General features: G+C 65.7%; 22 protein-coding genes, 1 pseudogene and 1 riboswitch. Of the genes and pseudogenes, 12 read left to right on the top strand and 11 right to left on the bottom strand.

All coding sequences use genetic code 11. The features are described 5' to 3' along the window. Window positions 1-904: 904 nt before the first annotated feature. From ABIB95_RS31645 to ABIB95_RS31635, 3 genes and pseudogenes are all read left to right on the top strand, one after another. Window positions 905-2968, top strand: coding sequence for a peptidoglycan DD-metalloendopeptidase family protein (locus ABIB95_RS31645; protein ID WP_354245258.1), 2064 nt, complete (start codon window positions 905-907; stop codon window positions 2966-2968). A 108-nt stretch (window positions 2969-3076) separates the two neighbouring features. Next, window positions 3077-3331, top strand: a pseudogene (locus ABIB95_RS31640) (hypothetical protein); the annotation flags it as partial. Between the two features lie 83 nt (window positions 3332-3414). After that, the gene (locus tag ABIB95_RS31635) at window positions 3415-3681 is read left to right on the top strand and encodes a hypothetical protein (protein ID WP_354245255.1); all 267 of its coding nucleotides are present in this window, start codon (window positions 3415-3417) and stop codon (window positions 3679-3681) included. Window positions 3682-3760: 79 nt separating this feature from the next. Here ABIB95_RS31635 and clpB read toward each other — a convergent pair whose 3' ends face one another. After that, window positions 3761-6403: an ATP-dependent chaperone ClpB gene (clpB, locus tag ABIB95_RS31630; protein ID WP_354245253.1), complete on the bottom strand. Its 2643-nt coding sequence runs from the start codon at window positions 6401-6403 to the stop codon at window positions 3761-3763. A 241-nt stretch (window positions 6404-6644) separates the two neighbouring features. Here clpB and ABIB95_RS31625 point away from each other — a divergent pair, with 241 nt between their 5' ends. After that, window positions 6645-7433 carry an MOSC domain-containing protein gene (locus tag ABIB95_RS31625; RefSeq protein WP_354245250.1) on the top strand — a complete coding sequence of 263 codons (789 nt, stop codon included), beginning with the start codon at window positions 6645-6647 and terminating at the stop codon, window positions 7431-7433. A gap of 118 nt (window positions 7434-7551) precedes the next feature. On the opposite strand, the gene ABIB95_RS31620 is transcribed toward ABIB95_RS31625, so the two are convergent. Next, window positions 7552-8238: an NlpC/P60 family protein gene (locus ABIB95_RS31620; RefSeq protein WP_354245247.1), complete on the bottom strand. Its 687-nt coding sequence runs from the start codon at window positions 8236-8238 to the stop codon at window positions 7552-7554. A gap of 215 nt (window positions 8239-8453) precedes the next feature. Here ABIB95_RS31620 and ABIB95_RS31615 point away from each other — a divergent pair, with 215 nt between their 5' ends. Next, window positions 8454-9317, top strand: coding sequence for an alpha/beta fold hydrolase (locus tag ABIB95_RS31615; RefSeq protein WP_354245244.1), 864 nt, complete (start codon window positions 8454-8456; stop codon window positions 9315-9317). Between the two features lie 59 nt (window positions 9318-9376). On the opposite strand, the gene metW is transcribed toward ABIB95_RS31615, so the two are convergent. Both metW and metX read right to left on the bottom strand, forming a co-directional pair. Then, window positions 9377-10039, bottom strand: a complete 663-nt coding sequence (metW, locus tag ABIB95_RS31610) for a methionine biosynthesis protein MetW (protein WP_063985776.1) — start codon at window positions 10037-10039, stop codon at window positions 9377-9379. A 15-nt stretch (window positions 10040-10054) separates the two neighbouring features. After that, window positions 10055-11257, bottom strand: coding sequence for a homoserine O-acetyltransferase MetX (metX, locus tag ABIB95_RS31605; protein ID WP_063986729.1), 1203 nt, complete (start codon window positions 11255-11257; stop codon window positions 10055-10057). A gap of 85 nt (window positions 11258-11342) precedes the next feature. Continuing rightward, a riboswitch (SAM riboswitch) is annotated at window positions 11343-11422 on the bottom strand. Window positions 11423-11639: 217 nt separating this feature from the next. Between metX and ABIB95_RS31600 the strand changes: the two genes are divergently transcribed. The 3 genes from ABIB95_RS31600 to ABIB95_RS31590 are packed head-to-tail and all read left to right on the top strand — an operon-like array spanning window position 11640 to window position 14554. Then, the gene (locus tag ABIB95_RS31600; RefSeq protein WP_354245242.1) at window positions 11640-12488 is read left to right on the top strand and encodes a chorismate mutase; all 849 of its coding nucleotides are present in this window, start codon (window positions 11640-11642) and stop codon (window positions 12486-12488) included. 36 nt (window positions 12489-12524) lie between these two features. After that, entirely contained in the window at window positions 12525-13619 is a 1095-nt protein-coding gene (locus tag ABIB95_RS31595) for a pyridoxal phosphate-dependent aminotransferase (protein ID WP_063986730.1), read from the top strand. Beyond that, window positions 13616-14554 carry a prephenate/arogenate dehydrogenase family protein gene (locus ABIB95_RS31590; RefSeq protein WP_014491665.1) on the top strand — a complete coding sequence of 313 codons (939 nt, stop codon included), beginning with the start codon at window positions 13616-13618 and terminating at the stop codon, window positions 14552-14554. Before ABIB95_RS31595 ends, ABIB95_RS31590 begins: the two co-directional genes overlap by 4 nt. A gap of 106 nt (window positions 14555-14660) precedes the next feature. Here the strand turns inward: ABIB95_RS31590 and ABIB95_RS31585 are convergent, their stop codons facing one another. Continuing rightward, the gene (locus tag ABIB95_RS31585; RefSeq protein WP_063985778.1) at window positions 14661-15845 is read right to left on the bottom strand and encodes a DUF2125 domain-containing protein; all 1185 of its coding nucleotides are present in this window, start codon (window positions 15843-15845) and stop codon (window positions 14661-14663) included. 110 nt (window positions 15846-15955) lie between these two features. Here ABIB95_RS31585 and ABIB95_RS31580 point away from each other — a divergent pair, with 110 nt between their 5' ends. Beyond that, window positions 15956-16567 (top strand): gamma-glutamylcyclotransferase, encoded by a 612-nt coding sequence (locus ABIB95_RS31580; RefSeq protein ID WP_247313289.1) that lies wholly within the window; start codon window positions 15956-15958, stop codon window positions 16565-16567. Here the strand turns inward: ABIB95_RS31580 and ABIB95_RS31575 are convergent. The 4 genes from ABIB95_RS31575 to ftsE form a co-directional block, all read right to left on the bottom strand. Further along, window positions 16564-17337 (bottom strand): lysophospholipid acyltransferase family protein, encoded by a 774-nt coding sequence (locus tag ABIB95_RS31575; RefSeq protein WP_354245238.1) that lies wholly within the window; start codon window positions 17335-17337, stop codon window positions 16564-16566. The two genes, ABIB95_RS31580 and ABIB95_RS31575, sit on opposite strands and share 4 nt — an antisense overlap. A gap of 11 nt (window positions 17338-17348) precedes the next feature. Further along, complete coding sequence (locus ABIB95_RS31570; protein ID WP_354121517.1) at window positions 17349-18053, bottom strand: YdcF family protein; 705 nt, start codon at window positions 18051-18053, stop codon at window positions 17349-17351. Window positions 18054-18125: 72 nt separating this feature from the next. Then, complete coding sequence (locus tag ABIB95_RS31565; RefSeq protein ID WP_354245235.1) at window positions 18126-19094, bottom strand: cell division protein FtsX; 969 nt, start codon at window positions 19092-19094, stop codon at window positions 18126-18128. Beyond that, the gene (gene ftsE, locus ABIB95_RS31560; RefSeq protein ID WP_014491659.1) at window positions 19087-19746 is read right to left on the bottom strand and encodes a cell division ATP-binding protein FtsE; all 660 of its coding nucleotides are present in this window, start codon (window positions 19744-19746) and stop codon (window positions 19087-19089) included. The genes ABIB95_RS31565 and ftsE overlap by 8 nt, the downstream gene beginning before the upstream one ends. A 181-nt stretch (window positions 19747-19927) precedes the next feature. Between ftsE and ABIB95_RS31555 the strand changes: the two genes are divergently transcribed. Both ABIB95_RS31555 and ABIB95_RS31550 read left to right on the top strand, forming a co-directional pair. Next, window positions 19928-20806 (top strand): MJ0042-type zinc finger domain-containing protein, encoded by an 879-nt coding sequence (locus ABIB95_RS31555; RefSeq protein WP_166348887.1) that lies wholly within the window; start codon window positions 19928-19930, stop codon window positions 20804-20806. A 59-nt stretch (window positions 20807-20865) separates the two neighbouring features. Beyond that, window positions 20866-21240: a response regulator gene (locus ABIB95_RS31550; RefSeq protein ID WP_208068849.1), complete on the top strand. Its 375-nt coding sequence runs from the start codon at window positions 20866-20868 to the stop codon at window positions 21238-21240. Window positions 21241-21374: 134 nt separating this feature from the next. Here ABIB95_RS31550 and ABIB95_RS31545 read toward each other — a convergent pair whose 3' ends face one another. Then, complete coding sequence (locus ABIB95_RS31545) at window positions 21375-22280, bottom strand: DUF4175 family protein (protein WP_071909343.1); 906 nt, start codon at window positions 22278-22280, stop codon at window positions 21375-21377. Window positions 22281-22283: 3 nt separating this feature from the next. Beyond that, window positions 22284-24401, bottom strand: coding sequence for a TIGR02302 family protein (locus tag ABIB95_RS31540; protein WP_354245231.1), 2118 nt, complete (start codon window positions 24399-24401; stop codon window positions 22284-22286). Between the two features lie 178 nt (window positions 24402-24579). Here ABIB95_RS31540 and ABIB95_RS31535 point away from each other — a divergent pair, with 178 nt between their 5' ends. Next, a complete protein-coding gene (locus ABIB95_RS31535; RefSeq protein ID WP_014491654.1) occupies window positions 24580-24963 on the top strand; it encodes a carboxymuconolactone decarboxylase family protein in 384 nt (127 codons plus the stop codon). Window positions 24964-25128 lie beyond the last annotated feature (165 nt).

Raw genomic sequence — 25128 nt, 5'->3', positions numbered from 1 at the left:
ACTTGTCAAACAGCCCGGGACCAGGAGGTCCCAACCTTCCAGAGTGGAAGGGTTCCGACACCCTTACCGACGATGAATGAACTCCAATCGACTTACGTCGACTGTTGTGTCACTCAACAAGGTGAGGAGCATCAGTGGCGCGTTCGCTCGCCTCGGTCAGTGACCCGGCGGCGCCGCGCTCAGTGGTCGGGTTATAGGCCCCCCCGCCCGGGATTGTCAACGCCCATTGTCAACAAATCGTCGCACGGTGGACCACCGAAAAAAATCCAGCGATTCCAGTCAATTAGAAGGGCCGCCAATGGCCGGATCAAAGCTGCACCGCAAAAAATCTCAAAAAAAGCTTGCCCGCCGGCGGGCTCCGGAGGGGCTTTGGACGCCTCTCCAGGCACCCTCTCCCTGCGTCCTTCCAGACGCCCCCGGGGCCCGGACAGGCGGGGGCCCATCCAGGCCGGACCAAGCCATCGTCCATGGCAGACGAGCCCCATCCAAGGCTGGACCGAGCTCCACCCCAGGCCAGACCTAGTCCCCCGGCGCCTGCCAGACGGGCTTCTTGCGCCCGGCCGTTCAGGAAACTTTTTCCATATTAGGCGCCGTACTAGAGCCACAATCCCGCGGCGTTCTGGTACAGACGAGCTTGAATCGCGGGATGCCAGTGGGGGCTGCCGGCGATTTTCATGGGGTCAGAGGAAGGCGATCTTGCAGATGACGCAGCCTTCCTCCGACATTCGAGAGACATCGAGAGACCTTTACCCGTCCAGTTGTTCGTAATTTCGGCCGGCCCCATCGAGGGCCTTCTGAGCGCGGGCGCCTGTACGGCTTGCCTTTTCCGGCGATCCCCCTTCAAGAGGGCGGCCAGGAGAGGTTCGAAATCAGGCATCTTGGGTCGTTGATTGGGGGACTTGGTTTGAACCACAGGACGTCGCGCGGCGCTTACGGGCGTGAGACCGGGATCATCGATCTCGGCCACGAGCCGCCGCTGTCCGTCGATGGTTCCGAGGCCGCCGTCATCGATCGCCGCCGCGTTTCCGTGCAATGGTTCAGCGGGACAATTCTGACCGGACTCTGCGGCGCAGCCCTGATCGGCGGCGCCGTTTTCGCTTCTCTCGACGGTGAGATGACCTTCGCCAAGGTGCCTGAGCGCGTCGAAGGCGCGCTGCGCGGCGCATTCGGCGCGGCCGATCGCGCCGCCACGCTGCACAAGAGCGACCGCCTGCCGCCGCCGAACGAATCCACGGCCTCGCGCAACATCGTGCGCGTCTCTACCGTCGCCCGCGTCGGCAACCGCGACGTGATGCGGGTGCGCCCGTTCGTCCGGATCGCCGGCAATCTGTCGATGTCGACGAGCGATCTGTCGGCGAAAATCCCGCCGTTCAACGCCCAGCGCCTGCTCACCGATGTCGGCTCCGATCCGAAGACCGCGGCGGAAGATCCGAACAATCCCGAGGCCGTCGAGCCCGATGCCGAAGTCTCCTTCGTCACCAAGGACCTGTCGCCGGTGCTGCCGAAGGCCAAGATTTCCGCCGTGGTGGCGCTCGACGACATCCTGATGCGGGTGCGCGACGCCGCCAACTGGCGCGGCAATGGTGGGGTGCGCTACGCCTCGCTCGCCAATGCCACCGCCGACGTCTCCGGCGCGACCGGCCCCTCCGACATGAAGATGGCCTACGCCACCGAAGCGTCGGCGTCCGATCCCTATGCCGGCTTCGAGACGCGCGTGGTGCCGGAAAACGTCACGCTGCTGCCGAAGACCAAGGAGCAGATCACCGGCGGCAATCCCAATGGCGAGCGCGTCCACGTGGTCAAGAAGGGCGACAGCGTCGGCTCCGTCCTGCGCGATCTCGGCGCGACGGCCGAGGAGATCAAGGCGATCACCGCGACGCTCGGCCCGCGCGGCCGCGACGGCGGCCTGAAGGAAGGCGAAAAACTCCGCATCCTGATGGCGCCCGCAAGCCCCGGCGCCCGCCTCCAACCCTATCGCGTCGTGGTTGCAAACGACACCATGGTCGAGGCGATCGCGGCGCTGTCCGATCTCGGCAAATACGTCGCGGTCGACGTCTCCAGCATGAACACCGTCGCCGATGCCGCGGCCAACGCCAACAGCGACGACGATGACGACGATGACGGCACCGGCGTGCGGCTCTACCAGAGCATCTACGAGACCGCGATGCGCAACAAAGTCCCGATGCCGGTCATCGAGGACATGATCAAGATCTACTCCTACGACGTCGATTTCCAGCGCAAGGTCGCGCCGGGCGATTCATTCGACGTGTTCTACGCCGGCGAAGAAGAGGGCACGACGTCGAACGAAAAGAACGACGTGCTGTTCGCCTCCCTCACGGTCGGCGGCGAGACCAAGAAATACTACCGCTACCAGAGCCCTGACGATGGCGTCGTCGACTACTATGACGAGACCGGCAAGAGCGCGAAAAAATTCCTGGTCAGGAAGCCCGTCAACAACGCGATCATGCGCTCCGGCTTCGGCGGCCGCCGCCATCCGATCCTGGGCTATGTGAAGATGCACACCGGCGTCGACTGGGCCACCTCCTACGGCACGCCGATCTTCGCTTCCGGCAACGGCGTGCTCGAGAAGGTCGGCCCCGAAGGCGGCTACGGCAAATATATCCGCATCAAGCACTCCAACGGCTACGAGACCGCCTACGGCCACATGTCGGCCTTCGCCAAGGGCATGGAGATCGGCAAGAAGGTGCGGCAGGGTCAGGTGATCGGCTTCGTCGGTTCGACCGGCCAGTCGACCGGCCCTCACGTCCACTACGAAATCCTGGTCAACGGCCGCTTCGTCGATCCGCTGCGCGTGAAACTGCCGCGCGGCCGTTCGCTGGAAGGCACGGTGCTCGCGGGCTTCGAGAAGGAACGCGACCGGCTCGACGCCATGATGAGCGGCCGCAACGGCGCCATCGCCCGCATTTCGGACGCAACCGGCGGCCCGTTGCAGGTCACCAACCGCTGATCCCTAACCGGCCGAAATCGACCGGACATCTCTGGAAAACATGATCTGGATGCGACGTCGTCAAGCGACGTCGTTTCACGGCGTTACAACGTCAAGTTTCGTTTGCCAAAGCGGCATCAAGGCATCGCGCGCGGGAGCGACGGCAGGCTGATCGTGGCGGAAGTGGGCGCCAGGCGACTAATCGAGATCGCGCCGGACAGCGGCAAGGTCACCGAGATCGCTGCCAATCTTCCGATCGGGCTGATGGGCGCACCCGGGGGCCTGCCCAGCAACATCCCGACTGGCGTCGCCATCGGCGCCTCCGGCGTCATCTACTTCTCCTCCGATATCGAGAACGCGATCTACAAGGTCACCAGGAAGTAGCGCGGAGGAAACCAGCCCGGTGGAACCGGCACGCGAGTTTGCCGGTTAAATGCTGACGGAAGCCGACCAACAGGAGGATCCCCATGCGGCGCCTCTCACGCGACGATGTCGTCAAGACAGTGGATCGGGCCGACGAAGTCACCATAGCCCAGATCATCGGAACCGGCGCGACGGTCGAGGAACTCGCCGAAGCCCAGGCCTGGCTCGCCAATGACGAGCCGATGATCAATGATTTGCGCCCGCTGGCGCACGGACGCGTGCGCGAGCTTGTCGACATCCTGTCGGAGCTCGATGAGGACAGCGACGAGCAAGGTCCAGCCGAACCCGGCTCAACATCCGCGGTCAGCTAGAGCGAACCTCGTCAAAGCAATTCGCCCCGGAGAGTTGGCCTCTCCGGGGCGATTTTTCGTTTTGCAGTGAGCGCGACGATCAGTTCAGTTTCCGCTTCGACGCCGGCGGCGCCTCGAACTGGGCGATCTCCGCGGTCTGCTGCGCCTTGCCGTTGAAGGTCAGCACGTTGCCTTCGGACGAGATCGCAACGTTGTCCCCGTCCTTGACGTCTCCAGCCAGGATCATCTCGGCGAGCGGATCCTGGAGGTAGCGCTGGACCACGCGCTTCAGCGGCCTTGCGCCGTAGGCCGGATCCCAGCCCTTCGCAGCAAGCCAGTCGCGGCCCGCGGCATCGAGCGTCAGCACGATCTTGCGATCGGTCAACAGCTTCTGCAGCCGGGCGAACTGGATCTCCACGATCCGTCCCATCTCGCTCCTCTGCAGGCGGTGGAACAGGATGATCTCGTCGACACGGTTCAGGAACTCGGGCCGGAAATGCCCGCGCACCATTCCCATCACCTGTTCACGCACGGCTGAGGTGTCTTCGCCCTCCGGTTGATTCACCAAATACTCCGAACCGAGGTTCGAGGTCATGATGATCAGCGTGTTGCGGAAATCGACGGTGCGGCCCTGACCATCGGTCAGGCGGCCGTCGTCGAGCACCTGCAACAGGACGTTGAAGACGTCAGGATGCGCCTTCTCGATCTCGTCGAACAGCACGACCTGATAAGGCCGGCGCCGCACCGCTTCGGTGAGCGCGCCGCCCTCGTCATAGCCGACATAGCCGGGAGGCGCACCGATCAGCCGCGAGACCGAGTGCTTCTCCATGTACTCGGACATATCGAGGCGGACCATCGCGGTCTCGTCGTTGAACAGGTACTCCGCCAGCGCCTTGGTCAGCTCGGTCTTGCCGACGCCGGTGGGCCCCAGGAACATGAACGAGCCGGTCGGCCGGTTCGGATCCTGCAGGCCCGCGCGCGAACGGCGCACGGCGGTTGCCACCGCACGCACGGCCTCGGCCTGGCCGACGACGCGCTTGCCGAGCTGCTCCTCCATCTTCAGGAGCTTCTCCTTCTCGCCTTCCAGCATCTTGTCGACGGGCACGCCGGTCCAGCGCGAGACCACCTGCGCGATGTGGTTGGCGGTGACCGCCTCCTCCATCATATCGCCGGAGCCCTCACGCGCCTCGATGTCCGCCAGCTGCTTCTCAAGCTGCGGGATCCGGCCATAGGCCAGCTCGCCGGCCTTCTGGAATTCGCCGCGCCGCTGTGCGTCGGCGAGATCGACGCGCAGCGCGTCCAGCTCCGACTTCAGCTTCTGGGCGTTGGAGAGCTTGTTCTTCTCCGCGCTCCAGCGCGACGTCAGGGCCGCGGATTTCTCTTCGAGTTCGATGAGCTCCTTCTGAAGCCCCTCGAGACGGGTCTTGGAGCCGAGATCGCTCTCCTTCTTGAGAGCTTCCTGCTCGATCTTGAGCCGGATGATCTCGCGGTCGAGCGAATCCAGCTCTTCCGGCTTGGAATCGACCTGCATCTTCAGCCGCGCAGCCGCCTCGTCCATGAGGTCGATCGCCTTGTCCGGCAGGAAGCGGTCGGTGATGTAGCGGTTGGACAGCGTCGTCGCCGCCACGAGCGCGGAATCGGTGATCCGCACGCCGTGGTGCTGCTCGTACTTGTCTTTCAACCCGCGGAGGATCGAGATGGTGTCCTCGACGGAGGGCTCGCTCACGAAGATCGGCTGGAAGCGCCGCGCCAACGCCGCATCCTTCTCGACGTGCTTGCGGTACTCGTCGAGCGTGGTGGCGCCGATGCAGTGCAGCTCGCCGCGCGCGAGCGCGGGCTTGAGCAGGTTGGATGCGTCCATCGCGCCGTCGCCCTTGCCGGCGCCGATCAGCGTATGCATCTCGTCGATGAACAGGATGAAATTGCCCTCGCTCGCGGTGACTTCCTGGAGCACGGCCTTCAGCCGCTCCTCGAACTCGCCGCGATATTTCGCACCCGCAATCAGCGCGCCGAGATCGAGCGAGAGCAGCTTCTTGTCCTGGAGGGTCTCGGGCACGTCGCCGTTGACGATGCGCAGCGCGAGGCCCTCGGCGATGGCGGTCTTGCCGACGCCGGGCTCACCGATCAGCACGGGATTGTTCTTGGTCCGGCGCGAGAGCACCTGGATGGTGCGGCGGATCTCCTCGTCGCGGCCGATGACCGGATCGAGCTTGCCGTCGCGCGCAGCCTGGGTCAGGTCGCGGGCATATTTCTTCAGGGCGTCATAGGCGTTCTCGGCGGTCGCCGAGTCCGCCGTGCGGCCCTTGCGCAGCGCCTCGATCGCGGCATTGAGATTTTGCGGGGTGACGCCGCCCTTGGCCAGGATCGCGCCAGCCTCGCTGGTCTTTTCCAGCGCGAGGCCGAGCAACAGCCGCTCGACGGTGACAAAGCTGTCGCCGGCCTTCTCGCCGGCCTTTTCGGCAGCATCGAAAGTGCGGGCGAGCTCGGGTGCCAGATAGATCTGCCCGGCGCCGCCGCCGGAGACCTTCGGCACCTTGTTGAGAGCGTCCTCGGTCGCCTTCAGAATTGCGCGGGAATTGCCGCCAGCGCGGTCGATCAGACCGGCAGCGAGGCCCTCATTGTCGTCCAGCAGAACTTTCAGGACGTGCAGGGTCGAAAACTGCTGATGCCCCTCGCGCACCGCAAGCGATTGCGCGGACTGGACGAAGCCCCTGGAGCGTTCGGTATATTTGTCGATGTTCATGTCTTTTCTTTCCCTCGGCCTGCCCCTGGAGCCCTCTAAGGCACTCCAAACGGCATCTTCATTGGGTTTCCGCTGGACGCGTTGACGTTCCTCAACCGGCAGCGGTCGTTAGCAGCCGGCGCTGGCGCCGGCCTGACCCAGATGTGGGAAGCTTGGCCTCGGATCGGAAGAGGCGCGTTCACAATTTCGTGCACGGGCCTGCCTGCTTGGCGCCAGCAGGTCGAATCCCTTAAGTAGCGACATGACAGCCAGCCAGACCGCCGAAATCACCGGCCTTTACCGCTACCCGATCAAGGGCCTGACGCCGGAATCCCTGCCCCGGGTCCCCTTGCGGATCGGCCAGACCCTGCCCGCCGACCGCCGCTACGCCATCGAGAACGGACCGAGCGGCTTCGATCCGGAGGCGCCGGCCTGGAAGCCGAAAATCCAGTTCCTGATGCTGGCGCGCAATGAGCGGCTTGCGTCCCTCGACAGCCGGTTCGAGGACGCGACCAACCGCCTGACCATCCGCAAGGACGGCCAGGTTGTCGCCAGCGGCGATCTGGAGACCACTGCCGGGCGCGCCGCCATCGAGGATTATTTCACGGAGAATTTTCAGCCGGAGCTGAAGGGCCCGCCAAAAGTTCTGTCCGGCCGCGACCACAGCTTTTCCGACGTCGCCCGCAAGGTCGTATCGATCATCAATCTCGGCAGTGTCCGCGCGATCGAGACCATGCTCGGCGGCGCCGCAGTCAATCCACTGCGCTTCCGCGCCAATCTCTACGTGAAGGGCTGGCCGGCCTGGTCCGAGCTCGACCTCGTCGGCGAGACGCTGGCGATCGGCGAGGCCCGGCTCAAGGTGGTCAAGCGCATCGTCCGCTGCCCGGCGGTCAACGTCGATCCCAAGACCGCGCAGCGCGATCTCGAGATACCGCCGACGCTGTCGCGCCATCTCGGCCACATGGATTGCGGCATCTATGCCGAGGTCATCGCCGACGGCGAGATCGGCGTCGGTGACGCGATCGCGGTGGAAGCGCCGAGATTGGTGTGAGCGGGTCGCTGTTACTTCCGTCATTGCGAGCGCAGCGAAGCAATCCAGAGATCTACCCGTTGAGGCAATCTGGATTGCTTCGTCGCTTCGCTCCTCGCAATGACGACAGCAACGAGCGTCAGTTCGGCATCACATACGCATAGATCCGGCCGCGCGAGACCGGTGCCTCGCGAACGCGATTGCCGTTGTTGCCGGAGATCATGATCGGATTGCCCTGCGCGTCCACGCCGGTGATGATGCCGACATGGCCGCCCCGGCGACCGCGCGACATGACCGCGATGGCGCCGACCTGCGGACCGGAGACACGCGTGCCGTAGCGCGCGAACGAGCTCGCCATGTCGGAGCCGGTGCCCTGATGGCCGGTATGCTGCAGCACCATGTTCATGAAGCGCGCGCACCACAGGCTGCCGCGCCCGGTCGGATTGCCGCCGATATAACGGCGCGCCTCGGACACGAGGCCCGATCCGCCGCCGAAGCCGCCACCGCTATTGGCCATTCCAGGATTGGTCATTCCGTTGTTGGCCATGCCGCCGACATTGGCGTTCGGATTGTAGCTCGCCTGGGTGTCGGCGAAGCCGCTCGCCTGCAACTGCGCCGCGCCGCGCTCGAAGCGCGAGCTGCGGGCATGGTGGCGATAATGACGGTCATGATGATGTCTGGCGTGGTGCACGTAAGCGTGCCGCTCTGCGCTATGACGATGATGCGGCCGCGCTGAGGCCGGAGAAACGAACGCGGCAATCGCCGCGAAGAAAATCGCCAGCGCGACAACACAACGCGACAGGCGAGACGCAAACAACTCCAACATACTTCATCCTTCTTGACACCCCACTTCCCCAATCGGCCCGTGCGATGGCCGGCATCCGTCTGGCCGTTAAGCCGCCGGATGTGGCGAGAAAAAGACGCCACGCCCGCGAATAGCTGCGATGATTTTGTGCCGGTGCTGGCTTGAGGCTGCCGCATTGCGGACAACAACGTTAACTGCAATTCTCCAAAGGCGGCTTGAAGAGAGGGAAACAGTTAATGCCCCACGCCACGACCAGGGACGACGTCCGCATCTATTTCGAAGAAGCGGGTCAGGGAACGCCAATTATTTTTCTGCATGAGTTCGCGGCCGACTACACCAATTGGGAGCCGCAGATGCGCTACTTCTCGCGCGGCCATCGCTGCATCACCTATTCCGCGCGCGGCTACACGCCGTCGGACGTGCCTGATGGCGAGGTCTACACCTACAAGCATTTCTACACCGACGCGCTCGCGGTACTCGATCATCTCAAGATCGAGCGCGCGCATCTCGTCGGCCTGTCGATGGGCGCCTATTCGTCGCTCCAGATCGGGTTGAACGCACCGCAGCGCGCGCTGTCGATGACGCTGGCCGGCGTGGGCTCAGGATCGGAGATCGAGAATCTCGACAACTGGCGCAAGCAGTGCCGCGCCAATGCCGAGCAGTTCGAGACGCTCGGCTCCGCCGAGGTCGCAAAGGTCACGCGCGAGGCGCCGAGCCGGATTCCGTTCCTCGTGAAGGACCCGCGCGGCCACGCCGATTTCTACGCCGCGCTGGCGCGCCACGACGCCAAGGGTTCGGCCAACACGATGCGCGGCTTCCAGGGCGGCCGTCCCTCGATCTTTGCGATGACCGACGCGATCAAAGGCGTAGCGACACCGGCGCTGATCATCTGCGGCGACGAAGACGATCCCTGCGTCGGAGCAAGCCTGTTCCTGAAGAAGCACCTGCCCGCGGCGGGCCTCGCGATGTTTCCGAAATCCGGCCACGTGCTCAATCTGGAGGAGCCCGCGCTGTTCAACGAGAGCGTGGAGCGGTTCGTGACGCTGGTGGAAGCCGGGCGCTGGCCGGTGCGCGATCCGCGGTCGCTGGCGGCGCATTAGATTGCCAGTCGCTGTCATTCCGGGATGCGCCGACAGGCGCAGGCCCGGAATGACGGCAGCTACTTCCCCTGCCCACGCGTGAGCAAGAACACGCCCTGCTCGCCGAACATGTTCCACACCCACCACGGCAAGCGCAGCCGCAATGGACGGCCGTAGAGATCCAGCGCCTCCGCGCGCTCCATCTTGACGTGGATCGCGTCGCAGAGCTCGACGAAATCCTTGATGGTGCAGAAATGGATGTTGGCGGTGTCGTACCAGGTCGCCGGCAGATTCTCGGTGCGCGGCATGTGGCCGCCGACCAGGAGCTGGAGCCGCATCTTCCAGAAGCCGAAATTCGGGAACGACACGATGGCGCGGCGGCCGATGCGCAGCAGATTCTCCAGCACGACCCGCGGCTGCCGCGTCGCCTGAAGCGTCTGCGACAGGATGACGTAATCGAAGGCGTCGTCGGGATAATTGACGAGATCGGTGTCGGCATCGCCCTGCACCACCGCGAGGCCCTTGGCGACGCAGCGGTTGACGCCCTCGCGCGACAGCTCGATGCCGCGCCCGTCGATGCCGCGGGTCTCCAGAAGCTGGAGCAAATCGCCCTCGCCGCAGCCGACGTCGAGCACTTTCGAGCCGGGCTTGACCATCTCGGCGACCAGCAGATGATCGGCGCGAAACTGGCCGGACTGCTCCGTCGCAACGCCGCCCAGCGGCAGCACTTCCTGCACAGACATCGCTAGCCGTCCTTGTCAGTCAATCCTGGCGGTGAGCCCGCGCGCCTTCCCTGCCGATTGCAGGAAGGCACGGGCGATATCGAAGAATTCGGGCACGTCGAGCAGGAAGGCGTCATGGCCGCGATCGGTCTCGATCTCGGCGAACGACACCCGCGCGCTCGACGCGTTCAGGGCATGCACCAGCGCGCGCGATTCCGAAGTCGGGAACAGCCAGTCGCTGGTGAAGGAGACCACGCAGAAGCGCGTCTCGATGCCCGCGAACGCTTTCGCCAGCACGCCGCCGTGGTCGCCGGCGATGTCGAAATAGTCCATCGCACGGGTCAGATAGAGATAGGAGTTGGCGTCGAACCGCTCGACGAAGGACGAGCCCTGGTAGCGCAGGTAGCTCTCGACCTGGAAATCGGCGTCGAACGAGAACGTCGGCAGCTCGCGATCCTGCATGCGGCGGCCGAACTTGCGATGCAGCGCGGCGTCGGAGAGATAGGTGATGTGCGCGGCCATCCGTGCCACCGCAAGTCCGCGATGCGGATGGATGCCCTGATCCGTGTAGCGGCCGTTGTGCCAGTCGGGATCGGCCATCACCGCCTGGCGACCGAGCTCGTGGAAAGCGATGTTCTGCGCCGAGTGCCGCGTCGCGCAGGCAATCGCCAGCGCGGAGTACACGCGCTTGGGATAGGCCGCGGTCCATTGCAGCACCTGCATGCCGCCCATCGAGCCGCCGACCACCGCGAACAACGTGTCGATGCCGAGCCGGTCGATCAGCATCGCCTGCGCGCGCACCATGTCGGGAATGGTGATGACAGGGAAATCCAGGCCCCACACCTTGCCGGTCGCCGGATTGATCGAGGCCGGCCCGGTCGAGCCCATGCAGCCACCGATCACGTTGGCGCAAATGATGAAGTAGTGCTGAGGATCAAGAGGTCGGCCGGGACCGACCAGCGTCTCCCACCAGCCCGACTTGCCGGTGACGGGATGCACGTTGGCGACATGCTGATCGCCGGTCAGCGCATGGCAGATCAGCACCGCGTTGGAGCGATCGGCGTTGAGCTCGCCATAGGTCTGGTAGGCGATCTGGAATGGGGTGAGATCGATGCCGCAATCGAGTCGCAGCGGCTGCTCGGCGCCGAACTGCGCGACCTGCGAATTCGGATGATCCGCCTCATGCGACCGGTCGTCGGCACTGATCGCGGGACTTGGCACAGGCTTCACGCCAACCATCATCGACCTCGTTTGCGACACCCGTCAGGCTGCCGCTGGAATCAGGCCATGAAAAACCCGGCCTGAACGATAGGTTCGGCCGGGATCGGAAGCGTCCCCGGCCTGTTTAGCGAGTTTTTTAACGTGGCTGCAAGCCGGCCGGCTCAAATGACCACGGAACGGGCAAAAGCTACTGTCTTGGGCGGTTTTCGTCAAGTCACGGTCCGGATTAGCCAAATTCATCCCTGAAAGGCCGGCCGAAAAGGCCCGGTTTCCCTTTGCATTTCTCTTTGCTTTCGCCGCGCCGACTGCCTAATCAGGACGTCGATCGCAGCGGATCCGGCCATGCCGATGGGCCTTGGCCGACCCGCATTGGAACGCCTCTCACCAGCATCTCGCAGATATGTCCCAACGTCCGCCCGCGCCACCATCGCTCCAGGAATTGCGCAAGGAGATCGACGCGATCGACGAGGGCATGCATCGTCTCCTGATGCAGCGCGGCGACATCATCGACCGCCTGATCCAGGTGAAGCAGACCCAGGAGGTCGGCTCGGCGTTCCGCCCGGCGCGCGAGGCCGCCATGATGCGTGACATCGTCCAGCGTCATCGCGGCATCCTGCCGCTCGACACGGTCGAGAGCATCTGGCGCGTCATCATCTCGACGTTCACTTACGTCCAAGCGCCGTTCTCCGTGCATGCCGACATCTCGGTGAGCGAGCCGGCGATGCGCGATTCCGTACGCTTCCATTTCGGCTTCACGGTGCCTTACGTCGCGCATTTCAGCGCGCAGGCCGCGGTCGAAGCGGTGGCGAAGTCCAAGGGCGATCTGGCGCTGGTCTCGGCGACCTCGAGCCGCACGCCATGGTGGCTGGAGCTGGAAGCGGACGGCGCGCCGAAGATCATCGCGCGGATGCCCTTCGTCGAGCGCGCCGACCATCCGGCCGCACTGCCGGTGTTCGCGATCTCGCGCGTCGCCGACAGCGCCGTGGTGACGGAGGTCGAGACCTTCAGCGTGCGCGTGTCCGGGTGGAACGCCGAGGTCGCCCGCGCCCTGTCGCCGCTCGCCGAGATCGTGGCGGTGCCCGATACCGCCTTCGACGGCGCCGCGCTGCTGGTCTCGGTCACGAGCGCGACCAGCATCGACAAAATCAGGGCTGCCCTGATCGAAGCGGGGGCCTCGGTGCGCTCCACGGCCCTCGTCGGCAGCCACGCAACGCGCTATACGGTGCCCTCGACCGGGTCGAAATCGTAGATCGCGAACCGCCTGAAGTTACTTCCGGAGTTGAAGATGTCCCGCCCCGTGCCGAATCCCGGCATTCTCGATATTGCGCCCTACACGCCCGGCAAGAGCCCGGTGGCTGAGCCGGGCCGCAAGGTGTTCAAGCTCTCGGCCAACGAGACGCCGTTCGGGCCCTCGCCCAAGGCGATCGAGGCGTTCAGGAACGTGGCGGCGCATCTGGAAGACTATCCGGAAGGAACCTCGCGCGTGTTGCGCGAAGCGATCGGCCGTTCTTTCGGGCTCGACCCCAACCGCATCATCTGCGGCGCCGGCTCGGACGAGATCCTCAATCTGCTCGCCCACACCTATCTCAGCCACGGCGACGAGGCGATCTCGACCACGCACGGCTTCCTGGTCTACCCGATCGCGACCATGGCGGTCGGCGCCAAGAACGTGGTCGCGCAGGAGACCAACCTCACCTGCAATGTCGACGCCATCCTCAAGGCGGTGACGCCGAAGACAAAGCTGGTCTGGCTCGCCAATCCCAACAATCCGACCGGCACCTATGTGCCGTTCGACGAGGTCAAGCGGCTGCGCGCCGGCCTGCCGTCGCACGTGCTGCTGGTGCTCGATGCCGCCTATTCCGATTACGTCTCGCGCAACGACTACGAGATGGGGATCGAGCTCGTCGCCACCACCGAGAACACCGTGGTGACGCACACCTTCTCCAAGATCCACGGTCTCGCCGCGCTGCGCGTCGGCTGGATGTTCGGTCCGGAGCACATCATCGACGCGGTCAACCGCATCCGCGGTCCCTTCAACGTGTCGACGCCGGCGATGTATGCCGCGGTCGCAGCGATCGAGGACACTGCGCACCAGGCGATGTCGAAGCAGTTCACCGAGACCTGGCGCAACTGGCTCTCCGAGGAGATCGGCAAGCTCGGACTGAAGGTGACGCCGGGCGTCGCCAATTTCGTGCTGATCCACTTCCCGGAAAATGGCAAGACCGCGGACGAGGCCGACGCATATCTTACCAAGCGCGGGCTGGTGTTGCGCGCGCTGAAGAACTACCGCCTGCCGCATTCGCTGCGCATGACCATCGGCACCGAGGAGGCCAACCGCCTCGTCGTCGAGGGCCTGCGCGACTTCATGGCCGGCAAATGAGCACCACCCCGCACTTCCAGCGCGTTGCGCTGATCGGCTTCGGCCTGATCGGCGGCTCGATCGCGCGCGCTGCGAAGCTCCAGGGCTTGGCCTCCGAGATCGTCACCACCGCGCGCTCGGAGAAGACGCGCGCGCGGGTGCTGGAGCTCGGCATCGTCGACCAGGTCGTGGCGACCAATGCGGAAGCGGTGAAGGATGCCGACCTCGTCATCCTCTGCATTCCCGTCGGTGCCTGCGGGCCGGTGGCGCAGGAGATCGCGGCGCATCTCAAGCCGGGCGCGATCGTCTCCGACGTCGGCTCGGTCAAGGGCGCGATCGTCAGGGACATGGCGCCGCATCTGCCGAAGACCATTCATTTCGTGCCGGCGCATCCCGTCGCGGGCACCGAGCATTCGGGCCCCGACTCCGGTTTCGCCGAGCTCTTCATCAACCGCTGGTGCATCCTGACGCCGCCGGAAGGCGTCGATGCGGCCGCCACCGATCGGCTGCGCGCGTTCTGGGCGGCGATGGGCGCCAAGGTCGAGATCATGACGCCGGATCATCATGATCTCGTGCTCGCGATCACCAGCCATCTGCCGCATCTGATCGCCTACACAATTGTCGGCACCGCCGACGAGCTGGCGCAGGTGACGGAGTCCGAGGTGATCAAGTTCTCGGCCGGCGGCTTCCGCGATTTCACCCGCATCGCCGCGTCCGACCCGACGATGTGGCGCGACGTCTTCCTCGCCAACAAGGAGGCCGTGCTGGAGATGCTCGGCACCTTCACCGAGGATCTCGCCAAGCTTACCCGCGCGATCCGCCGCGGCGACGGCGAGGCGCTGTTCGACCACTTCACCCGCACCCGCGCCATCCGCCGCGGCATCGTCGAGATCGGCCAGGATTCGGCCGCGCCGGATTTCGGCCGGCCGCATGCGCAGCTCGGCAAGAAGCCGTAGACACCCTCTCTCCTCCGTCATTGCGAGGAGCGCAGCGACGAAGCAATCCAGACTGTTTCCGAGGAGAAAGTCTGGATTGCTTCGCTTCGCTCGCAATGACGGGGCATCAATACAGCGGCGGGATCTGCCCGACCTTGACCGGGCCGAGCAGCACGGCGCCGTCGACGAACTTCAGCGGGAAGCTCCTCGCCTTCTTGCCCTCAAGCGTGCTCTCGGTGCCGATCGAATTGATGCCGGCCGCAACGCCGGCATTGGCGTTCTGCTTGATGACCTTGCCGAGGCCGGGAACGGCGCGGTCGAGGGCGCCGAACAGATTGTTGAGGTCCTGCGACTTCACGCCCGGCGCAACGCGGTCGAGGGTTGCCTGCGGCACCCCCTCCTCCAGCATCTTGTCGATGCCGAGCGCCGGGATCACGCGCTCGAGCCCGGTCACCGTCATCTGCAATTCGCCGTCGAGTCGGCCATTGGCCGAGAGCCCCAGCGTGCCGGCCGCAACCGCGATCATCTCGCCCTGCTGGACGCGCGACTGCACGATCTCGATGTGACCGCCGGCGGCCTGGATCTCGCGGAAGCGTTGCGGCCACGGCTTTGGCGTGAGGTCGGAGAGGCCCGTGATCTTCGCGCGCGTGTCCGCCTCGAACGGCTCGGCGAGCAAGGGATGAACACCCTGGATGCTGCCCTGCGCGACGTGCAGCACGGTCTCGATCACAGGATGATCCGACCGCGACCCGTCTGCGAGGCGACCGTGCAGCTCGACCTGCTTGGCGCGCGCGAGCGGCACCTGCACGCTGCCGTCGAGACGATTGATGACGGGATCGTCGAACACGATGGAGGCGCGATCCGGCACCGCCGGCAGGCCGAACACGCTGCTGCGGCCCTTGCTCCAATTCACCACGAAGGTGTTTTGCGTGACGCCGTCGGTGAGCGTCGCCGGCGCGGAGAATTCGGCGATGACGCGCTTGGGATCGTAGACCTGGGCGACGACCAGGATGTTGTCGAGCTTCGCCGTGAACGGCGTCTTGCTGGCGTTCTGCGACACCAGGGCGACGCTGGCGCCGGAGCACTGGACCTCGAAGCGGAACGGGAAGCCGGCGATCGAGCGCTTGGCGCAATCGTAGATGCGGCCGGACTTGGCCTCCTGCGCCCGCCAGGCGTCTGCGGCAATTTCGGCCTGCGAGGCCGCATAGAACCAGAAACAGCTCCACGCGACGGCGAGGATCAGGAGGATAATGGGGGCGATGAAAAGGCCCCAACGGGGGCGGCGGCCTGTGGCAACGGTCATATCTGACATGCGGCGACCCTTTGACCCCAGATTTTGTCAAATGTAAGCGGGGTTCGGCCGCGCCGAAAGGCCGAGAATTCGCTTCGCTTGGGGGCGTCGTTCTGGTAGCCGTGCCCGAAATGTCGGAAATGACCCTCCCCTCCGTCACCACAGCCAAGGGCGACCTCTGGGTGTTCGGCTATGGCTCGCTGATGTGGCGGCCGGGCTTCGAATTCAGGGAACGCGTCCCGGCGCGGCTGGTCGGCGAGCACCGCGCGCTCTGCGTCTATTCCTTCGTGCATCGCGGCACGCCGGAGCAGCCTGGCCTGGTGCTCGGGCTCGACCGCGGCGGCGCCTGCCGCGGCATTGCTTTTCGCGTCGCCGAGAAGGACCGCGCCGACGTCGTCGCCTATCTGCGGGCGCGCGAGCAGGTCACGTCCGTCTATCGCGAGGTGATGCGCTCGGTGTGGCTTGAGAACGATGCGCGACAGCGCGTCTCCGCGCTCGCCTACGTGGTCGACCGCGGCCATGTCCAATATGCCGGCCGGCTGTCGCTCGCCGACCAGCATCGCCATGTCGTCCAGGGTCATGGCCAGTCCGGCGCCAACCGCGACTACGTGACGGCAACGGTGAAAGCGATCGAGGCCGAAGGTTTTCGCGACACGCAGCTGCATCAGCTCGCGACCATGCTGCATGGTGATGCGCATTCCCTGCACGCGCCGGCTCCCGCAGAAGATCGCGAGAACCGCTAGCGCTCCGACGGCGCGTAGCTCGGCGACGAGCCGATGAGCTGCTCCTGCTCTTTCCGGCCCGCTTCGACGAGGCGGCCGGTCGCGTCTTCGATGGCGGTTTGCACGCGCGAGAGAAACTCGTCTTTCGGCAGGCCTGATGGCAGCGGATCGAGGAACTCGACCACCAGCGTGCCGGGATAGCGCATGAAGGTGCGGCGCGGCCAGAACAGGCCGGAATTGAGCGCGATCGGCAGACACCGCACGCCACATGACGAGTAGATCTGCGCAAAGCCGGTCTTGTAATCGGGCGCGGCGCCGGGCGCCCGGCGTGTGCCTTCCGGAAAGATCACGAGCTGCCCGCCTGCGCGCACCGCCTCGCGCGCCCGCCGCGTCATGTCCAGCAGCGCCTTCACGCCGGCCTTGCGGTCGATCGCGATCATTCCGGTCTTGACCAGGAACTGGCCGAAGACCGGGATCTGCATGAGCTGACGCTTGAGGATGAAGATCGGACGGTTGAAGAAGCCCGGCAGCACGAACGTCTCCCAGAACGACTGATGCTTCGCCGCGATCACCAGTGGCCCTGCCGGAATCTTCTCCAGCCCACGGAATTCGACCTTGATGTTGCAGATCACGCGCATCAGGAACAGCGTCGCCTTCGCCCACCATTGCGCGACCGTCAGCATGGCACGCGGCGGCAATGCGAAGGTCGGCAGCGCCACGATCGCGAGGCATACGAGCACGGCGTAGAACAGCACGTTGAACAGGAGCGAGCGCAGGAAAATCAAAAACATCGATGGTCCGATCAATTGGCCTGTGCCGTGGCGGGCCGCTTCGGCGCCACGCCAGCAGGCTGCTCCGACATCTCGGGGGAAAGGTCAATCCCGAAATCCTCCAGCCGCACCCTCAGCTCGGCGGCGATGTATTTGACGTATTCGGACAGGAGCAGCCGCAAGGTGGAGGCCGAGGTCCACCACGGCTCCTCACGCCATTTTTCGCCGACCACTGCGAACGGGATCAGCGTGGTCTCCGGCATCGCATGCGAGAACTCCACCAGCGCGCGCGGCATGTGATAGTTCGAGGTGACGACGATCAGCGATCTGAAGCCGCGCCCCTCGGCCCAGCGCCGCGCTTCCGCCGCGTTGCCGCGGGTCGAGACCGCGGTGCGGTCGAGATCGACACAGCAATGCATGAAGGACTGGTTCTCCGGCAGCGTCCGGGAGATGTCGCTCGCCGTCGAGGTCGGGTGCACGCCGGAGATCAGGAGCCGCTTGCCGTAGCCGGCCGCCAGGAGCTCCATCGCATCCGACACCCGCGAGGAGCCGCCGGTCAGGACCACGATGCCGTCCGCCTTGCGGTCCGGCGCGATCTCAGCGCCGCGCAATTGCGCCAGGAAGGCGACGAAGCCCGCCGCCGCGCCGACGAAGACGAACGCGATCGTCGATACCAACGCCGCGCGCAGCCAGCCACGCGGCAATTTCGGCGATCGATCGTCGGTCGGCGCGGTCATATGATGTCGGTGATCCCTTCCCCGGATGATTTTAGGACGTTTTGAGGCGAAGTGGAGTCCGGTTTATCGGGCTCAATCGACGTCATTCAGTGTCGCGAACAGCGTCTGGCGCGAGGCAACCGCGGTGATGGCGCCGATCAGCACCGCCTGCACCGCGAGCACGATGTAGCCCGACGGCCGCAGCGAGAAGGTGCCGAGCAGAGCTGCGAACTGGTCGCCGACGGGGGTCCCGGAAAACCAGCCGGCGATCGACTCGGAGAAGCCGAACACCAGCATGGCGGCGCCGCCGCCGATCACGCCGCCCTCCAGGCCCAGCCTGAGGAAGTGACGCAGGAAGCGGTTGGCGATGTAACGGTCGCCGGCGCCGACGAAATGCAGGACCTCGACGATCGGTTGGTTCGCCGCCATGGCGCCGCGGGTCGCGAACGAGACCGAGATGATGGTCGCGATGATGACGAGTGCGAGGATGCCGATGCCGGCGAGCACGGTGGCGTTGGTCATCGAGCGCATCCGCTCGATCCAGGCGCGGTGATCGTCGACGCTGGCGCTCGGGGCGGCCTGGGTCACACGCGCGCGCAAGGCGCCGAGATCGAGCAGCGTGCCGGGCTGCACGCGCGCGATGATCATCCGCGGCACCGGCAAATCGTCCATCGACAGGCCGGTGCCGAGCCAGGGCTCGAGCAGCTTGCCGCTCTCGTCCTTGGTGAACGGCTTGACCTCGATGATGCCGGCCTGCGCGCGGATGGCCTCTGTCACTGCCGCGGTGTCGCGATCGAGATCGCGGCCGGTCTGCGGGCGGACCTGGATGGTGATTTCGCTTGCAACGTCCGACTGCCATTCCGCGGCGGAGGCACTGACGAGCAGCACCGTGCCCGTGGTCATCGAGGCGAGGAAGGTCATGATGGCGACGACGGCAACCAGCGCGCGGCCGTGGATCGAGGCGCGCGGCACGATCGGCGACATGTTGCGCGCCTTGGGCGGAAGCTGCGGACGCTCCTGTCCGAGATCTACCAGCACGCCGCGGTCGTCGGGCCTACTCATAGACGTGCAGCCGCCCCTGGTGCAGCACGAAGCGTCGCGCCTCGTACTGGTCCATCAGGCCGATGTCGTGGGTGGCGATGATGACGGCGGTGCCCGATTTGTTGAGCTCGATGAACAACCGCAGCAGCCGGCGCCCGAGCGTCGGATCGACGCTGCCGGTCGGCTCGTCGGCGAGCAGGAGCTGCGGCCGCGAGATCACGGCGCGCGCGATCGCGGCGCGCTGCTTCTCGCCGCCGGACAGGATCGGCGGCAGCGCGTCCATGCGGTCACCGAGGCCGACCCAGCGCAACAGGTCGATCACCTCCTTGCGGTAGCTCGACTCGCTGCGGCCCATGACGCGGAACGGCAAGGCGACGTTCTCATAGGTCGTCATGTGGTCGAGCAGGCGGAAGTCCTGGAGCACGATGCCGATGCGCTTGCGCAAATCCGCGATCTCGTCCTTGCCGAGCTGCGAGATGTCGTGGCCGAACAGGTTGACGAGGCCGCGCGTCGGCCGGTGCGACAGGAACAACAGACGCAGCAGCGAGGTCTTGCCGGCGCCGGACGGGCCGGTGAGAAACTGGAAGGAATGCGCCGGAATCTCGAAACTGAGGTCGCGCAGAATCTCCGGCCCCAGTCCGTAACGCAATCCGACATTTTCGAACCGAACCAAGCTCAGCTCCGTTCGAGAGGGGGCGCGGGCCGCGCTGCTGCGCTCCGCCACACGCGATCAACGGGTTTTGCGACCGTTATGGTTTCCGGTTCGTTAACGGTCGCTCTGTAGCATCTGGGATGCCCGGTTCTCCGCGACCGAAGCATCGTCAAGACCAGTCCGTGCATCAAGGCTCGTGTCCATGCATATCGTCTGCCCCCATTGTACGACATCCTACGCCATCAAGCCCGCGAGCCTGGGGGCGAACGGACGAACGGTCCGCTGCTCCCGCTGCAAGGAGACCTGGGTCGCCTATGCCGAGGATGCCATCGAGGAGGCGTCCGTCCCGGCCATGGCGGCGGCCAGCCAGGCCGACGACCAGTCCGACCTCGCCGAGCAGTGGAACTCCTACGCCAGGGACGACGGCGCCGCCGACACGCCGGTCGTCGACAGCCCCTCGATCGCCAGCGACTGGCCGGCCGAGGACGCCCAGGAGACCGAGGACGAATGGTCAGCGGCGGCCCGCGCCGCCGAGGATGACGTCGCCGGCGCGCAGCACCAGTCCTGGTTCCGCGGCCTGTTCAGCCGCCGCGGGGCGCGGGTGAGGCGCCAGGCCCCCACCGAGGCTCCGCGAAAATCCCATTTCGGCCTGCCGACCGCGTGCGCCGCCATGGGCGCGCTGGTGCTGGCGCTGGTCATCTGGCGCGGCGACATGGTCCGGCTGCTGCCGCAGACGGCGGCGTTCTACAAGATGGTCGGGCTCGAAGTTAATTTGCGCGGGCTGGCGTTCAAGGACGTCAAGCTCTCCAGCGAGACCGTGGACGGTAAGCAGGTGCTGGTGATCGAGGGCGTGATCGTGGGTCAAAGCAAGAAGCCGCTCGATATCCCGCGGCTGCGCTTTGCAGTGCGCGACGCGCAGGGAGCGGAAATCTACGCCTGGAACACCGTGCTGGAGCAGACCGTGCTGCAGCCGGGTGAGCGCGCCTTCTTCCGCTCGCGCCTGGCCTCGCCGCCGCCGGAGGGCCGCAATATCGACGTCCGCTTCTTCAACCGGCGCGACATTGCCGGCGGCAGCGTATAATCGATTTTGCATATCCCGCACGGGAGGCTGGTCCCAAGATTGGTCTCAAGGTTGGTCTCATGCCGAAAATCCTGATCGCCGACGACGAGGACTCGATGCGCCAGCTGGTGGCGCGCGCCATCGCCATGGACGGCCACGAGACCGTCACCGCGCAGGACGGCGCCGAGGCGCTGGAAATCCTGACCCGCGAGAACGGCGCGTTCGATCTCCTGCTCACCGACATCCAGATGCCGGTGATGGACGGGATCGCGCTGGCGCTCTCCGCCGCGCGCGATTTTCCCGACCTGACCATTTTGCTGATGACCGGCTTTGCCGATCAGCGCGAGCGCGCCTCGAATTTGAATGCGCTGGTGCATGACGTCGTGACCAAGCCGTTCTCGGTCGCCGACATCCGTACGGCGGTCGCCGACGCGCTGGCAGCGAAGAAGACGTAGGGCGCGGCGTATTCCGCTGTCATGCCCCGGCCTTGACCGGGGCATCCAGTACGCCGCGGCCTCTCGGTTCAATCACAATCGTCTCTGGAATATTGGATCGCCCGCCTGCGCGGGCGATGACACCGAGTGTGACGTCAAAAATCCTTCAGCAGACGCTCGAGGTAATCGAGCTCGATCTGCGGACGTGCGGGATCGCTCAGGCGGCGGCGGAGCTCTTCGAGGATGCGGCGCGCGCGCTGGGCATCGATCTCGCCGGGAATCTTGACCGTGTAGTCGTCGCTATATTCCTTGCCGCGCAGCGGCCGGCCCAGCGGGTCGGTCCGTTCGCCGCCGCTCTGCTGGCGGCCGACAGCCTGACCGGGGCCGTCACCGTCGCCCGGATCCTGGCCTTCGCCGTTCTGCTGCCCGCCGAGCGCGTCGGCGAGATCCTGCATGCCCTTGCGCAGGGCGTCGATGGCCTTGCCCTGCGATGCCGTCGCACCGTCGGCATCGCCCTCGCCGATCTGATTGCCGGCATCCCCCATGGCGTTCTCGGCGGCGTCGAAGCCGTCATCGCCATCCTGGTCGCCGTCCTGACCCTGACCTTGGCCCTGCTGACCTTGTTGGCCCTGCTGCCCCGGCTGTTTCTGCCCGCGCTGGCCTTTCTGGCCATCCTGCTGCAAGCCCATCTCGGCGAGCTTCTTCTTGAGGGCCTCCAGCCGCTTCTTCAGTTGCTCCTGCCGGCCCTGCGTATCCTGCGACCCTTCGCGCGACGCCGAGGGATCGTTCGGATCGGGATAGAGATATTTCTCCATGTCCCGGATCGCCCGGGACTGCTGGCCAATGCTCTCGTCCGAGTTCTTGTCCTTCAGGTTGTCGGCGGATTGCTTCATCGACCGCTCGGCGCTGTCGAGCAGTGCATCCAGACTCTTCTGGTCGGCGCGCGACGACTGGGCGAGACCAATCGAAGCCGTGGAACAGGACAGCATCAGCACGAGACAAGCCGTGGCGAGCCTTCCGCGCGCGACTTTGCCGTTCTGCCAGATTGAGGTGTGTTTCATGAGCTATCTCGCTCCCTGGGATTCACGCCAGGTCCTGAGCTCTTCGCGCAAGGCGTCCTGCTGCCTTGCCAGGTCCTCCAGCTGATCGCTGGTCGCGCCGCGCGTCTTCTGCCGCAGCTCTCTCGATTTGCGCAGGATCTCCGCGACCTTGGGCGGCAGAGGCTTGGTCCGTTGGCCGCGCTTGGAGTCCTTGCTCTGCCGGTCGGTTTCGTCGCGAAGCGCATTCTGCTCCCGGAGCAGATCGTTCAGCTCGCGCGCAATCTCGTCCATCTCTTTTTGCTCGGCGCTGGGCGGCCCCGGGGGATTTTCCAGCGCGCGGGCCAAGCGGTCCAGCTCGCGCGCCGCCGCTTCGCGGTTGCCGCGCTGGATCAGCCGCTCGATGCGTTTCATCTGGTCGTCGAGGCCGATGGCCGGCCGCGCCAGCGGATTGCTGCGCATCTGCTGCGCGTACTGGCGCATGTAATTGTCGAGCGCGGTCCGCAGATTGTCCATGAGCTTCTTGAGCTCTTCGTCGCTGGCGCCGCGCTGAAGCGCCTGCTTGAGCGCGTCCTGCGCCGCGCGCAACGCCTTGGCGACGTCGCTGATGTTGCCGTCCTCGATCGTCACCGCAAGCGCCCACAGGCTCGCCACGACCTCACGCAGCGAGTCGTCGGTGCGCGCCGCCTCGAGCTGGCGTGCGACACTGTGCAGGCCGAGATACTGCCCGGCCTCCGGCGTGAACATCTCGGGCGCGATCATCAGTGCGTCGAGCGCGGCGTAGACGTCGGAGTTCTTGTTGGCGTCGAGCGCGAGGATGCGGCGCTGCTCGATCAGCGCGCGGGCGAGCGGCTTGGTGAACAGCCGGCCCGGCAGGCGCATGTTGAAGGGCTCGCTCTTCGCCTCGTTGCCGGCCTCGTCCTTGGCGGTGAGCGTCAGCGTCACGTCCGCACCGGAATAGGGATCCTCGCTGAGGTCCTTCACGGTCTGGCCGACGCCATTGCGGGTCCGCGCATTGGGCAGCGTCAGCGCGAATTGCGGCGGCTGGAACAGCGGCCGCGCGGCCTTGCCGTCCGCGTCCTTGGTTCCGTCCTTGTCTTCGGTTGCGCGCGGAACGAATTGCGCGGCAGCGCCCGTGACGCCGTAATCGTCCTCGATCTTGTAGGAGAGCTGCAACGCGCCATAGGCCTGACGCTCGGGATCCTTGGCGAGCGCGATCGTCGGCGGGCGGTCCGGCGTCGCCGCGAAGGCCCATTGCGGCTGGCCGGAGGGCGCGCGGACATGCGCGGTGCCGTCACCGGTGATGGTAAAATGCTTCTCGTTGGTGCCCTTCGGCGCGGCCTCGGTGGGCGCGACCTCCTTGAGGCCGCCGGAGGTGACGACATCGAGGTTGCTGCCGGAGGAGCGTACGATCAGGGTCGAGCCGGCCGGAACTGCGAGTGGGCCGCTCGCAGGCAGCGCTGCGGCCTCCTTGTTGGCGGCCGACAGGATGACCGGCGGCTTGCCGGTGTAGAGCGGCGGGGTGATCCAGGCATCGACGCGGACGTTGGTCGGCGCCAGCACGCCGTTCCAGTCGAACGCGGCACCTAACCGCATCGCGCGCTCGTCGCCGGCGGCGAAGAAGGTCGCGACCAGCATCACCATGACCAGCGCGCGCAGCGCCCAGGGATCGTGCAGGGCGAGGCGCGGATGCGGCAAGCCGGCACGGATGCGCTTGAGCGAAGCCAGCGTACGCTCACGCTGCTCCTGCCACAACGCCAGCGCGACCGGGTCTTTCGAGCTCAGCGTGTCCGTCAGCGTCGTCGCCGGGCGGTGACGGATACCGGAGCCACGGTCGAGCCGGCTCAGAGCCTCGTCGCGGCCCGGCCAGCGGAAACGAATCAGCGGGACCAGAGCGGCGATTGCGGCGCCGGCAAAAGCCACGAGACCGATGGCACGGATGACGGACGGCAGCGCCAGCCAGAGCCCGGCCCACGACACCACCAGGAACAGGCCAACGACAGTCAGCACCCGCGCCAGATGTGGCCAGGCACGTTCCCACGCGATGGCATAAATAGCCCGATCGAGGGCCTGCGCCAGCTTCAGCCGCGACAGAGCGTCGCCATCGCGGATCGGGTCTGACGGGTCGGGGGTGACGCCGTTCAATCAATTCTCCAGGTTGCCCGGGAGAGAAGCGTATCACAACGGCAGCACTGAGGCATCCGTTCCCGTACGGGAGTGCCCCCTTTTCCCGCATAACACGAGGACGTGACTGGCCGGGCGCAACCCCGTAATTTCCGCGCGCCATTCCCGAGGGAAATGCAGGGGAAATAGAGGAAACGCCATGGACAAGAAGATGCACGACAAGGGCCTGGAAGTCCGCAAAGCGGTGCTGGGCGAGGCCTATGTCAACAATGCCCTGAAGAACGTCGACGATTTCAACCGTCCGTTCCAGGAGATGCTCAACGAATATTGCTGGGGCACCGTGTGGGGCCGCGAGGAACTGCCGCGCAAGACCCGCAGCATGCTCAACATCGCCATGATCGCGATCCTCAACCGCCAACACGAGTTTCGCGCGCATCTCAAGGGCGCGCTGACCAACGGCGTCTCCCGCGACGAGATCCGCGAGATCCTGATGCAGGTCGCGATCTATGGCGGCATGCCGGCCGCGGTCGACAGCTTTCGCATCGCGCGCGAGGTGTTCGCGGAGATCGACGGCAAGGCGTGAGGAAAGGCTTGAGGCCAACCTCTCTCCGACGTCGTCCCGGGGCGCGCGAAGCGCGAGCCCGGGACCCATAACCACAGGCAGATGTGGTTAGCGGGACTCGGAGTGACCGCTTTCGCGCAACAACTCCTCCCTGCGGATATGGGTCCCGGGCTCATCGCTTTGCGA

Source organism: Bradyrhizobium sp. LA2.1 (assembly GCF_040547725.1).
Classification (GTDB): Bacteria; Pseudomonadota; Alphaproteobacteria; order Rhizobiales; family Xanthobacteraceae; genus Bradyrhizobium; species Bradyrhizobium barranii.
The sequence above is the reverse complement of the archived record's forward strand: the minus strand, read 5'-3'. Positions and strand labels throughout refer to the sequence as shown.